Raw genomic sequence first — 12,517 nt, 5'->3', positions numbered from 1 at the left:
CGTACCGCGAAGGTGCCGCATCTCCGCCCCCCGCCGCGACGGTCGTGGGACGAGCCGTCGCATGGGAGACACGAACAGATACCCGGCGCGCCGTCCATCCGCCGCGCCGGGCCGGTGAAGATCAGTAGCAGGGCCGCCGATCCGACGGCGCCGTCGTCGGGCAGACGGAATCGTCGCTCCAGGCGAATCCCCTGTCATCGCCCGCGCGCTCGTTGGTTTCGAAGGAATCGACCCGCAGCTCTTCGACGTCCAGCGACAGCTTGTTCATCCTCTACGCTCCATGATTCGGGTGGACGGGCCCACGCCGCACCCGGAGATCTCCGGCCGAGCGGGACCCGCACGCGAACGGTGCGGCCTGTTCGCCGGACGCGCGACGAACGTGGGACGAGCCGTCGCCCGCGGAGCACAGGACGATGTGGGCGCGCGATGGACGAAATGTGACTCCGTCCCCAACGCGGCGCGAAGGGATTGATCGCTGTGCCAGCGGTGGCGTCTTTGTTCCTGTGCCTTGAAAAGTGCTTGCAAAGCAAACGGGGCAAACGTACTCTGCGCGCCTCTCATCGCCACCGTCACGTGCTCTCGCCCATGATGCCGCCGCATGTACGTCATCCTGCTCGACGGATCCGGCAACACGGGTCTGCACCTGGATCACCCTACCAGCACCGCCTACTTCCTCGTGGGGCTGGCGGTGCACGGCACCCGCGCACGCAGGCTCGAGGACGGCGCGACCTCCCTCCTCGTGGACCGCTTCGGCGACGACTGCCGCCGCCCCGGCTTCGAGTGCAAGGGGAGCGACCTCTACCGCGGCCAAGGGCCGTGCGCGGGGATGCGCCCAGGCGACCGCGTCGAGCTGTACCGCGACCTGCTCGCGCTGCCGGGGCGGCACGGGGCGGAGCTGATGTGGGTGGGGATCGACAAGGCGCGGCTGGCCAGGCGCTACCGCGCGCCCATGCACCCGCACAAGCTCGCGTTCATCTACCTGGTCGAGACCATCGAGCGCTTCCTGCGCGCGCGGCGGGAGTTCGGCCTGATCGTGTCGGACGACGAGAAGGAGATGGAGCAGCAGTTCATCGAAGACCTGGCGCGCTACAAGGAGCTGGGCACCTCGTTCGGCCACAGCCCCATCGAGCTGACGCGGGTGATCGACAACGTGCACTGGGTGCGCTCGCACAACAGCCGGCTGATGCAGCTGGCGGACTGCTGCGCATACATCTGCCAGCGGTTTCATCGCGACCGCGACAAGACCTCGCCGTCGGCGCGGGCGGTGCAGGAGCTGTGGGGGAGCGTGGAGGGGCAGGTGTACCGCGGGAAGATCTGGCCGAGATGACCAAAAACACGTGCGCAGCCAAGGCGAGTTTGCACTCGCTGGAGCTCCGCCACTGCGGTGCCCGCTCTCGGCTGCGCCTGACGTGTTGGTGGACGAAAGCTACATCGACCCGGCATGCCTGTCAAGCCCGACGAATCTGCGGCGCGAGCGGCGGAAGTGCCGGAGCCGCGGCACGGGGCCGCGGCTCCGGCATCGCGCGTCACATCGGGCACGGCGGGCAGGTGTCGAAGCAGCTGATGCCGCAGGTGTCGTAGCAACTGGCCGCGCAGGTGGCCTCGCCGCAGGTCCCGACGCAGGTGGAGCCGCCGCACGTGTTCTGGCCGGCGCAGGTGCCGCAGGTGCCCAGGCACGACGCGTCGCACGTGTCGCAGGTGTTGAAGCAGGTGCCCTCGCAGGCGCTGCCGCAGCTACACGCCGCGCGCGTGTTGCAGGTGGGGCTCAGGTGCCCTTCCACCGTGCCCAGCATGGAGTGGAAGTCCGTTCCCATCTCGAACGACTCCACCGTCAGGGCGTCGAGGTCCAGAGAGATCTTGTTTTTCATGGCACGCTCCTTCGGGTGATGGTTCCGTCGCCGCCCGCGGCCGTCCGGAGAGCGGCGGCGCCCGCATCACGGCGGACGCAGCGGTACGTTCGCGCGACGGGGCGTGCAAGGGGACGAGATTGGTACGAACGCCACGGACCGCGGCATGGAGTGATGCGCCGTGGGACGGTCTACAGGGTGGCCCTGACGGGAGCAGGGGAGCGGCGAGGCATCCCGTAGCGCGAAACGCGGCGGGCATCCCCCGAGGGATGCCCGCCGCGCTGGTGCGTGGATGCGCCCGCTGAATTCCGGGACCGGGAATCAACCCTCCCGCTCGCGGCGCCGCCGCCGCCTCCCGCGCGGCGCCCCGTCGTCCTCGGCCGCCTCGCGCTCCCGCGCGGCGGAGGCCCAGCCGGCGATCAGCAGCCCCTCGGCCGCGGCGTCGCCCAGGTACACGGGCGGGATGCGGCGGCGCGCGGTGTAAACCACGTCGATCCCCGCGAGCACGGCGGCCGCGCCGGCGCCGACCGCCGCGATCTCCGGTGTCACCCGGCGCCGCAGCCCGGCGGAGACCAGCGCGCCGCCGATCACCGCCACCAGCCCGCCGACCGTCTTCACCAGCCAGCGGTCCTCCTTGGGGCCGGTGACGTCCTCGAACGTCTCCATCGACAGGAACGGCCAGATCCCCGTGGCCGCGAACCAGGCGCCCTGCACGATGGCCACCGTCTCCGCGCGCGAATAGCGGCGCGGCCGCTCCGTCTCCGCCACGTCGCGGCGGCGCAGCGCCGGCGGCGGACGGTCATCCCTCGGCATCGTCCGCCTCGCGGCCGGCGGGGGCGGCCACCTCTTCCGCCTCCACCATCTGGCGGAAGCGGCGCAGGTCGCCGCGGATCATCTCCTTCGGCGCGTCGTGGAAGACGCGCGCGACGGCGTCTCCGATCACGCCGCCGGGCGGGTCGAACTCCACGAAGTAGCGCACCTCGGTCTGCCGCCCGTCCGCGCCGGCGGGGTGGAACTGCACCCAACCGCGGTTCGGGAGTTCCGCGCCGGGAAGCGACTCCCAGGCGATCAGCTCGCCCGCGCGGTCCTCGACCACCTCGCTCTCCCACGTCCACGAGCGCCCCATCGGCCCCGTGGCCGTCCAGCGCGAGCGCGTGGGATCGAGGACGTGGACGCGGGCGATGCGGTCCATGTAGCGCGGCGCGCGCTCGAAGTCGCGCCAGGCGGCGTACACCTCGTCGGCCGGCCGGTCGACGGTGATAGAGGCGTGCACGCTGACGCCCGGCTCGTTCTCCGCGGCGACGAAGCCACCCCGCTCGGGTGACGCGTCGTCAGCGGTGTCGACGTCCAGCGCGTCGTACACGAAGCAGTGGCCGCTCGCGCCGCGGGCGATCAGCCACGCCCCGGCCAGCCCCAGCAGCGCGCCGCCCATGCCCCGCTGCCGCGCGCCGATCAACCCCAGCCCCCGCGCCGCCGATCACCGACGCGAGGCGCTCGTTCCTGCCGACGTTCACCTTGCGGCCGAGCCGAAGCCGTTCAGCGATCTCCGTCACGATGAAAACTCCTTGCGGGATGGGCCGGAGCGCGCAATTCGACGCAGCGCGCGGGTGCAAGAGGTGGGCCGGTCAGGGGGATGCGCAAGTGCGAAAGTGCGAAAGTGCGAGAGTGCGAGAGTGCGAAAGTGCGAAAGTGCGAAAGTGCCCAGTGCCCAGTCTGCGATCACTGAGCACTGGGCACTGAGCACTGGGCACTGGGCACTGGGCACTGGGCACTGGGCACTGGGCACTGGGCACTGGGCACTAGCCGAGCGGGTCAGTCGGCGGCGCCGGTGACCTTGGCCAGGTCCATCCCCTTGGCCTTGAACACATCGTGCAGCTTCCAGTTCACGAACGTGCTCCAGCGGGTGTTCGCGAACAGCCCGTTCTGCTTCTGGAAGAGGGTCAGCGCGTCGCGGCTCTTCTGCCCGAAGTCGCCGTCGGCGCCGCTGGCGCCCAGGTTGAAGCCGAGCGCGATCAGCGCGCGCTGGCGCTGACGCACCGTCAGCAGCGGCGTCCACACGTCGGGAATCTCCAGCTTGGGATAGATCCCGCGCAGCACGCGCGCGAAGGGGAAGCCCGCCACGTCGATCTTGCGGTCGGGGCAGATGTCGTGGTGTCCGTGGTGGTGCCGCGGCTGGATGTTCGGGAAGCGCGTGACGATCTCCACGCCGATGGCGATCATCATCGCGACCTGCTCCTCGGTCCACGGCTGCACGAACAGCGGCTCGCCGTGCGGGCCCGCGGTGCGGATAAAGTCGGGCTTCGCCTTGGAGCCGTCGACCGCGCCGATGGTCACCGTCTCCACCCCGATCGTGCTGCGCGAGCCCTTGAAGTCGGGGCTGGAGAGCGCCTTGCCGTCGAACTGCATCGTCTGGCCGATGCCGGCGTGGAACGAGCGGTTCTCCAGCGACACGTAGCGGTCCACGCCCTCGGCGAAGCTGCGGCCGATCCCGTAGTGCGCCGACGCCTCGCCCTTCCGCTCCGCGTTCCTGCCGCCCAGCACCTGCCGGCACACCAGCAGGTTGTGGGTCACCGTCCAGTGCCAGGTCACGCCCACCGGCTTGCCGCCGATCGACGCCGGCCACCCCTTCGCCACGGCCTGGCCGGACTCGACGGGGATCATGGCCGATTCGTTGATCTTGAACGCGAGCCCCGCGATGGCAGGCGTGGGCACCGCGCCGCCGGCGACGGTTCCCGGCGTGGTGTTGTCGGGCATGGGGAACTCCTTTGCAGCTGGTGGGACCGGATGGGACACGCGCCGTGGGCGCGAAACGGAGAGAGCAGGCGTTCGCGTGGAGCCAGGCGAAACGCCTGCGGTCCGGTGGGCGGGTGCAACGGGCATGCCCCCGCTGCGTAAGGTTTGCATCACTCGCAAGCGATTGAAAACAGCTAGCTTATCGAAGCCTTGGCCGAAGGGTGGACGCTCGCGGCGGGCGAGTGGGACATGCGCGGGAGAGCGGGATGGCGGCAGCGATGTCCCAGTCGGCGAGCAATGTCCTCTCGGACTCTGACCCGGAATGCCGCCGACAGATGGAGATGAAAATCGCCCCGGCGCGCGGGCGCCGGGGCGACGATTCTCGATCGCGGGGGGATGCGACGCTCAACCTGCCGTCGCGGCGAGGTCGGGGAGTGCGGGAGATGGCGCAGCCAGCCTTAATGTGAGAGGCTCGGCTGGTCGGGGGGAGCATGGGGCTCGTCCACCGCAGGGCTCGCAGGCTTCTTCGCGATGAGGAACGTATCTCGCCACACCCGTCGGAAGAAGCTCCGATACCGTGCGTCGCGGCCTCGCCGGGGATGGCGGAACAGCAGGGCGAGGGAAAGGACCACGATCAGACCGAACTCCACCAGGTAGAACGGAGCGCCGCCGCCCGGCTCCCTGCCGAGCGCCTTCTGCACGAGGATGTACCCGCACGCAACCGGGAGCACGAAGATCGAGGCGGAGTACACGAGCCACGAAGCCGGATCGTCGTAGAACCCGATCCATGCAATCGAGTGGCTGCGGTGCGGGAGCTCTTCGTACGCGCGTAGGTGAAGCAGGAAATAGAGCTGCAGCATAAGGATCAGGAGCATGCCCCCTTCCACCAGCATCCCGATCGGGATGGGAAGGCCGACGACCTGCACGTCGCGCACGCCGCTCGCCTGCTTCTTCTGCAGCATGTCCGCGATGGTCTTGACGCTGACGGCCTCCAGCCCGCTCGTGAACCCCGCCAGGTGGCGGAAGCTTTCGCCGAAGTGACCTGTCTTCCACTGCTTTCCCGCAAGCTGCGATGCGCTGTCCTGTGAATCCAGGTTGCTGGTCCGGGTGCATGAAAGCGAAAAGAGGTGCGCGTGCCGGGCGGGTGCATCGCGCCACGGGGTGCGGCCGGGCGGGAGTACGTCGTCGTAGAACATGAGCCATAGTGAATAATCGGAGCTGCCCGGCAGGTGCGATATGACGTAATACCCTCGGTATCGCTCTCTCCTCGCGCCATCACCCACAGCACCGGTGTCTTTCTCGAGGGAGACCGCGCGGCGGAGCGTATCTCCCGACGTCCGGCCGTGCCCGGCAAGATCGCTGTTGCGACCGGCGCGGCAGATGGTGGAGTATCCCAACATCTCCCAAAGAGACTTCCAGTCTCGAAGAGTACGAATGTGGACCGGAGCGACCAGCGGAGTGGCCGATATCACCGTGGTGCTGTCAGGCGAGGGAGAAGCAGTCCAGAAAACGGTCGAGTCGAGGTCGATCACGTACAGCTCATTCACCGGTAATCCCGCCTGCATGCATCGTTGTTCACCGGGAATCTCGGGGCAGACAGAAACAAGGACACGTTCGGGAGCGCCTCTCAGCATCTCCCCTTCGATCATCGACGCCAGAGGAAGCGAATCGAAGCGAGCGGCAGAGGAAGCGATCTGCTGCGCGTCCTCGAAGGCGATGAGCGTGCGGTTCTCCTCGTGGCTCAGAACGGCGATGCTCAACAGCCCCGCGGCCGACACGAGGAAGAAATGGGATTTCCTGAGGTGGTCGAGATGGTCCTGGCCGGACGCGTTCCGGCCGCCCGCAGGTCCGGACGGATCTTGCTCGCTCATGGATGTTCTCGCTCTGGGGATGTGCTCGAATGGGGGGGGCAATTCAGGGCTCGGACAGATCCGGACATCGCCGGTTTCCGTTAACGCCGTGGCAGGGGGTGCGCTGGGGCGATGATCACCCCGGTCGAGCTCAACCGTGCGAGATTGCTGCGACGGGGCGGGGCTGCGGCTCGACTCCGCGTGCGTCGTCCCTGCCGCGAGAGAGAGCGGAGGCGGTGGCGCAGACCAGGACGATCCACACCGCGTCGGCTAGCAGGAGGTGGAGCAGCTGCATCCACACCGGCGCGAGCAGGACGACGTTGACGGCGCCCGCGGCGATCTGGACGGCGAAGAGGGCGATGAGGAGGCGCGAGAGCCGCGCGGTGTCCGCGCCCGGACGCAACCGCCGCGCGAGGATTCCCGCGAGCACCACGTAGACGGCGGTGGCGACGGCGACGAACGGGTGGACGATGCGCAGCCGCTCCAGGAACGTCGCCGCGGTGGCCACGCCGAGCCCCACGTGCGCCTTGGGATAGAGCGTGTCGCCCAGCGCGGTGATGGCCCCGGTGGTGCCGACGACGATCGTCGCCGCGACGGCGCCCAGCATCGCCCAGGCGACGGCGCCCTGCCCGCGCAGCCGCATCCCCGGCCGGCCCGACGCCCACCACGCGGTCAGCGTGAGCGAGGCGAGGAGCAGGAAAGTGTTGACCAGGTGCAGCGCCATCACCCAGATCCGCGCGGTGGACCGGTTGTCCGCGACGAGGTCGAGCTTCACCAGCGCGGCGCCGACCAGCGCCTCCGTCACCAGGAAGAAGGCCGAGAGCGCGGCGCCGGTGCGCACCGGGTGCCCCTTCGCGTACAGCCGCCAGGCGAGCCAGAGCAGGGCGATCACCAGCAGCGTGTCGACGCCGGTCATCACCCGGTGGGTGAGCTCGATCAGCGTCTTGACCGACGGCGCCTGGGGGATGACCTGGCCGTTGCACGCCGGCCAGTGGTTGCCGCACCCCGCGCCGGAGCCCGAGGCGCGCACGAACGCGCCCCACAGCACCACGCCCACGTTCCAGGCGAGCACGGCCCAGGCGTAGCGGGCGAAGCGGGTGAGGCGCGGCGTCTGGTGCAAGGCTGGGAACGCGCGTTGCGTGGTCACGGGTGCACGGTCGGCGAGCGGGGAGGATACACGAGCGCGCCCAGTCCACGCAAGTGCTTGGGCGCGAACGCGTTCGCCCGCTCGCCAGCCGATCGCGCGGAGATGCGGCGCGCGGCGCGGGAGCCGCCGCCGCGGGGTGGCGGAGAGGGCGGCGCGGGTTATATTTGCACGCTCTTTGGCGGGCCGCCGTCCGCGCGCGCCCGCTCGTACCCGTTGATGGACCGATGCCGGAAGCCACTGCGCAGTACGCGGCCGACCCCACGGCCGTCCGCGAGGCGCTCGAGACCCCGCTGACCACCGCCACGCACCGCGCCGGCATCGCCGCGGCGAGGGGCGGTGCCGCGGGCGTGCGGCAGCGCGTGCGCGACTACGTGACGCTCACCAAGCCGCGCATCATCTCCCTGCTGCTGGTGACCACCTGGGCGCCGATGGTGATCGCGCTCCGCGGCCTGCCGCCGGCGGCCACGGTGCTGTGGACCATGCTGGGCGGCTACCTGATGGCGGGCGGGGCCAACGCCATCAACATGTACATGGACCGCGACATCGACGCGCGGATGCCGCGCACGGCGCTGCGCCCCATCCCCAGCGGACGGATGTCGCCGCGCCACGTGCTGGCCTTCGGCATCGCGCTGGGCGCGGCCGCGCTCGCCGTCTTCGCGCTCTTCGTGAACCTGCTCTCCGCCGGGCTGGCGCTGGCGGGGCTGCTGTACTACGTGTTCATCTACACCCGCTGGCTCAAGCGCACCTCGCCGCAGAACATCGTGATCGGCGGCGCGGCGGGCGCCTTTCCGCCGCTTGTCGGCTGGGCGGCGGCCACGGGGCACGTCTCGCTGACCGCCGTCTACCTCTTCCTGATCGTGTTCTTCTGGACGCCGCCGCACTTCTGGGCGCTGGCGCTGGTCAAGCAGAAGGACTACGGCCGCGTGGGCGTGCCCATGGCTCCCAACGTGTGGGGCGAGCGCGAGACGATGAAGCAGATGCTGATCTACACCGCGCTGCTGGTGCCCATCACCCTGGCGCCGGTGACGTACGGCGGGCTGGGGCCGGTGTACGGGCTGGCCGCGGCGCTGCTGGGGGGATGGTTCATGTGGGGGGTGGTGAAGGTGGCGCGCGCCAAGAACTTCACGCAGCCGGCGTGGGCGCTGTACCGCAGCTCGCTGCTGTACCTGGCGCTGCTGTTCGCGGCGATGGCGGTGGACGGGGTGATCCCCGTGGGCCGCGCGGGCGCCGAGCCGACCGTTCTCCGCCACCCCGACGTGGTGGCCGCCACCCCCGCCCGCTGATGGACGCGCTGACGGTGCACGCCGCCCACCCCGAGGGGCACGAGGGCTACGTGCTGCTCCTGCACCGCCCCGACGCGCAGGGGCGGGTCAGCTGGCGCGAGTGGTCGTCGGATGATTACGTCGGTCCGCCGCGCGAGGGCTCGTCGAGCGTGGACGAGATCGAGCGGCGGCTGCAGGAGTGGACCGAGGACGGCTGGAAGCTGAGCGAGAGCCCGCACCTGGTCCTGGCGTGGCTGCGCGCGCCCTGAGCGCGCGCGGCGTTACCTTCTTCTTCCGCAGCACCGTTCCCCCGCCGGCCCCATCCCCGCGGCCGGCCCCTTCACCGGAGTGCCTGCCATGGGCGTGGCGACGGCCCGCGATCACCCGTCCGCTCCCCCCGAACGCGACGATCCCCGCTGGGACGAGGCGGTGGAGGAGCACCGCGCCGCGCTGGCCGCGTTCATCGACGCGGCCGAGGAGCTGGGCGACGATGCGTGGCGCGCGCCGTACAGGCCGGGGAAGTGGACGCGCGCGCAGGTGGCCGAGCACCTGGCGCTGGGCTACGAGGCCACCCTGCGCGAGCTGTCGACCGGCGAGGCGATGCGCCCGAAGGTCGGCCCCTGGCGCCAGACGCTGCTGCGCTGGGTGGTGCTTCCCCACATCCTCTTCCACCGCAGCTTCCCGCTCCGCGCCGCCACTCCGCGCGAGATCCGGCCGCCGGAGGTGACGATGGCGCGGCCGCAGCTGCTGCGCCGGATGCGCGAGCTGGGCGAGCGCTTCGAGCACGAGCTGGACCTGGCGCGGCGCCGCGGCGGCGGGTGGCTGACGCATCCCTACTTCGGGCGCGTGGGGCCGGTGAAGGCGATGCGCTTCGTGGCCGTCCACATCGAGCACCACACCCGGCACATCGCGAAGGGCACGTAGGCACCAGAGGGTCTCACGCAGAGGCCGCAGAGGGCGCAGAGGAGATCGTCGAAATCCTCTGCGCCCTCTGCGGCCTCTGCGTGATCCCAATCAGTGCCTGCGTCCGCGCCGGCGGTCGGGGACGGGCGGAGGAGGCGGAGGCGGTGGCGGCTTCGGCGCGCGGAGGGTGGAGAGCTGCGGCGGTGTCAGCGCACGCACCTCCGTCGCCGGGAAGGCCCGCCAGAGCGAGAGGAAGTCGGCCGTGAGCTCGCGCCAGTAGTTCGGCATCCCGGGGATCGGCCGCTCGTCGTACGGGCGCCCGGTCTCCAGCGTGACGTGGGCGACGCGCGGGACCAGGCGCAGCACGGCGATCTCCATCCCGGCGGCGGCGTCGGTGTCGGGGAGGTAGACGTGGCCGGGGTCGTTGCTGTCGGCGCCGTACCCCTCGATCCCCAGCTGCGCGGCGACCTGGTGGAAGAGCGGGAGGTCGCGCGGGCTGACGTCGTAGTCGGCGGCGCGCGCGGCGGGACGGCCCATGCGGTCCACGCGGTTGTGCCACGAGGTGAGCGTGGTGGTGGAGATGGGCCCCGGCCGCGACCGCCCCTGCTGGAAGATGTACGCCTGCCGCTCCGCCGACCGCCACGTCTCGCGCCGCACCGCGCGGACGCCGCGCGCCCGCAGCTCACGCTCGAACTGCATCAGCTTGGAGGCGAAGATCGGGTCCAGCAGCTCCATCTCCCGGTGCACGGAGCGGACGGCGGGACCGAATGTGCTGCGCAGCACGCGCCACTCCCACTGTTCGTAGCTCTCGCCCGGAAGCGGGTGCGGCATCCCCGGCACGCCCACGACGTGGGTGCCCGGCTGCGGGGTGAGCGGCTGGTAGACGGGAACGTCGAGGTACGACAGCAGCCCGAACTTCCCCGGCCCGCGCGCATGGTAGCGGCACCGCAGCTCCCCCGGCGTCGGGTTGCGCCCGAGCCGGGTGATGTCGCGGATGGTGCAGCCGTTCTCGGCGGGTGATACGCTCGCGTGTGTCGTCGCGGTGCCGAGGATCGGCGGCCGCGGTGCGACGGGGAGCGGCGGCGCGGTCGTCGCGCTCGCACGGGGAGCCGGGGTGATGGGCGCCGTGGTTGACCGCGATCCCGTCGCGCCGGGATTCGTCGTGCTGGGCGCCGCCGCAGGATGCGCCGTCGCCGGTGGCGTGCCGTTCGGCGCGGTGGGGGGACGCGCCGCGGCTCGCGACGTGTCGGGCTTGCCCGCAGGCGCGTCGACGGTCTGCGCGGCGAGAGGGGCGGCGCAGAGGAGCGGGAGGAGCGATGCTCGGAGAACGGGCGTCACTGCGAACGTCTGGGTCTGGCGGCAGAGCGGGGGTTGGGGATGGTACTCTCCTGCGGGGTGAAGGTTCGCGGGGGATGGCCCTGGCGCGGTGAGACTGGCGCTCGTGTGGCCGCAGGCGGGCCCCCTCCCCCGGCCCCTCCCCCGGCCCCTCCCCCGCTACGCAGGGGAGGGGAGAACTCAGTGCGGGGCAAGCACTTGCGTGAGGGATGCGCGCCCGGAGGGCCGGGACGCCGCCGCGCGTGCACCGTCGCCGCGTTCCGCGAGGACGTCCGTGCGCGGCGGTGGCCCGGCGCGGTTGGGCACAGTTGTATCGTGCCCTACCGCGCGCGCAGCCCGTTTTGGCGTCTCAGCGCCAAACACGCCCGGAAAAAGCAGTGCGTGAGTGCGTGAGTGCGTGAGTGCGAAAGTGCGGAAGTGCGGAAGTGCGCTGGACCCGCGCAGGACCAACGCACTCTCGCACTCTCGCACTTCCGCACTCACGCACTTCGGTCACAGCAGCCCCTGCACGAACCCGCCGTCCACCTGGATGGTGGTGCCGGTGACGTAGCTGGCGCGCGCGGAGGCCAGGAACGCTACCACCGCCGCCAGCTCTTCGGGCTCGCCCATGCGGCCCAGCGGGATGTGGCCCCCGATCTCGGCCAGCACGTCGTCGACCTCGCGCTCCTCGTTGCGGGCGCGCTCCTCGGCCAGGTCCTCGACGCGGCCGGTGCGCGTGTAGCCCGGCGCCACCACGTTGCAGAGCACGCCGAAGGGCGCCATCTCCGTGGCCATCGTCTTGACGAAGCCGACCACGCCGGCGCGCGCGGTGTTGCTGAGGATGAGCCCCGGGAGCGGCTGCTTGACGGAGACGGAGGTGATGGCGATGAAGCGCCCCCAGCGCCGCGCCTTCATGTGCGGCACCGTTTCCTGCGCCAGGCGGATGGTGCTCATCAGGTTGAGCTCCACGGCGCGCTCGAAGTCCTCCGCCGCGGTGGTCTCGAAGCGCGTGCCCGGCGGCCCGCCCGCGTTGGCGATCGCGATCTCCACGGTGCCCCAGCGGTCCACCGTCTGGTCGACCAGCGCGCGGATCTCCTCCGGCCGCGTCATGTCGGCGGGGATGGCGACGACCTGCGCGCCGGTTTCGCGGCGGATCTCCTCGGCGGCGGCGCGCAGGCGCTGCTCGTTGCGCGCGGAGACGACGACCCGCGCCCGCTCGCGCGCCAGCTCGCGCGCGACGGCCTTCCCCAGCCCCATGCTGGCGCCGGTCACGATGGCGACGCGCTCCCTGATCCCCAGGTCCATCCCGCACCGTCTCCTGCCGAATGTGCGTTCCCACGATCACCGGGGTGAAGGTAGGGTGCGGCGGGCGGGGCGGAAAGCGGGCATCACTTGAGAGCAGCAGACATTCGCGCGGCCGCAGGCCGGCCCCCTCCCCCGCTGCGCAGGGGAGGGGAGAAC

The 12,517-nt window shown here is 71.1% G+C and carries 13 protein-coding genes; 4 read left to right on the top strand and 9 right to left on the bottom strand.

Annotated features, from left to right (window positions below; genetic code table 11):
• Positions 1-121 precede the first annotated feature (121 nt).
• Positions 122-268 carry a hypothetical protein gene (locus VF092_24570; protein ID HEX6750486.1) on the bottom strand — a complete coding sequence of 49 codons (147 nt, stop codon included), beginning with the start codon at positions 266-268 and terminating at the stop codon, positions 122-124.
• Between the two features lie 330 nt (positions 269-598).
• On the opposite strand from VF092_24570, the gene VF092_24565 reads away from it, so the two are divergent.
• The gene (locus tag VF092_24565; protein HEX6750485.1) at positions 599-1,327 is read left to right on the top strand and encodes a DUF3800 domain-containing protein; all 729 of its coding nucleotides are present in this window, start codon (positions 599-601) and stop codon (positions 1,325-1,327) included.
• A gap of 199 nt (positions 1,328-1,526) precedes the next feature.
• Here VF092_24565 and VF092_24560 read toward each other — a convergent pair whose 3' ends face one another.
• The 6 genes from VF092_24560 to VF092_24535 form a co-directional block, all read right to left on the bottom strand.
• Positions 1,527-1,868 (bottom strand): hypothetical protein, encoded by a 342-nt coding sequence (locus tag VF092_24560; GenBank protein ID HEX6750484.1) that lies wholly within the window; start codon positions 1,866-1,868, stop codon positions 1,527-1,529.
• A gap of 300 nt (positions 1,869-2,168) precedes the next feature.
• Positions 2,169-2,660 (bottom strand): hypothetical protein, encoded by a 492-nt coding sequence (locus VF092_24555; GenBank protein HEX6750483.1) that lies wholly within the window; start codon positions 2,658-2,660, stop codon positions 2,169-2,171.
• Positions 2,647-3,279, bottom strand: a complete 633-nt coding sequence (locus VF092_24550) for an SRPBCC family protein (protein HEX6750482.1) — start codon at positions 3,277-3,279, stop codon at positions 2,647-2,649. Before VF092_24550 ends, VF092_24555 begins: the two co-directional genes overlap by 14 nt.
• A gap of 380 nt (positions 3,280-3,659) precedes the next feature.
• The gene (locus VF092_24545; protein HEX6750481.1) at positions 3,660-4,601 is read right to left on the bottom strand and encodes an N-acetylmuramoyl-L-alanine amidase; all 942 of its coding nucleotides are present in this window, start codon (positions 4,599-4,601) and stop codon (positions 3,660-3,662) included.
• Between the two features lie 437 nt (positions 4,602-5,038).
• Positions 5,039-6,451, bottom strand: coding sequence for a hypothetical protein (locus VF092_24540; GenBank protein ID HEX6750480.1), 1,413 nt, complete (start codon positions 6,449-6,451; stop codon positions 5,039-5,041).
• 130 nt (positions 6,452-6,581) lie between these two features.
• Positions 6,582-7,550 carry a COX15/CtaA family protein gene (locus tag VF092_24535; protein ID HEX6750479.1) on the bottom strand — a complete coding sequence of 323 codons (969 nt, stop codon included), beginning with the start codon at positions 7,548-7,550 and terminating at the stop codon, positions 6,582-6,584.
• A 251-nt stretch (positions 7,551-7,801) separates the two neighbouring features.
• Here VF092_24535 and VF092_24530 point away from each other — a divergent pair, with 251 nt between their 5' ends.
• The 3 genes from VF092_24530 to VF092_24520 all read left to right on the top strand — a co-directional run bounded on the left by VF092_24530 (position 7,802) and on the right by VF092_24520 (position 9,763).
• Positions 7,802-8,860, top strand: a complete 1,059-nt coding sequence (locus VF092_24530) for a heme o synthase (GenBank protein ID HEX6750478.1) — start codon at positions 7,802-7,804, stop codon at positions 8,858-8,860.
• Positions 8,860-9,108 carry a hypothetical protein gene (locus VF092_24525; GenBank protein HEX6750477.1) on the top strand — a complete coding sequence of 83 codons (249 nt, stop codon included), beginning with the start codon at positions 8,860-8,862 and terminating at the stop codon, positions 9,106-9,108. The genes VF092_24530 and VF092_24525 overlap by 1 nt, the downstream gene beginning before the upstream one ends.
• Positions 9,109-9,196: 88 nt before the next feature.
• Entirely contained in the window at positions 9,197-9,763 is a 567-nt protein-coding gene (locus VF092_24520; protein HEX6750476.1) for a DinB family protein, read from the top strand.
• Between the two features lie 90 nt (positions 9,764-9,853).
• Here the strand turns inward: VF092_24520 and VF092_24515 are convergent, their stop codons facing one another.
• Together VF092_24515 and VF092_24510 are read right to left on the bottom strand one after the other, a co-directional pair.
• Positions 9,854-11,080, bottom strand: a complete 1,227-nt coding sequence (locus VF092_24515) for a hypothetical protein (GenBank protein ID HEX6750475.1) — start codon at positions 11,078-11,080, stop codon at positions 9,854-9,856.
• Positions 11,081-11,569: 489 nt separating this feature from the next.
• Positions 11,570-12,361, bottom strand: a complete 792-nt coding sequence (locus tag VF092_24510; protein HEX6750474.1) for an SDR family oxidoreductase — start codon at positions 12,359-12,361, stop codon at positions 11,570-11,572.
• Positions 12,362-12,517 lie beyond the last annotated feature (156 nt).

This window comes from Longimicrobium sp. (genome assembly GCA_036377595.1).
Taxonomy (GTDB): domain Bacteria; phylum Gemmatimonadota; class Gemmatimonadetes; order Longimicrobiales; family Longimicrobiaceae; genus Longimicrobium.
This window is presented reverse-complemented; position numbering and strand designations above follow the sequence as displayed.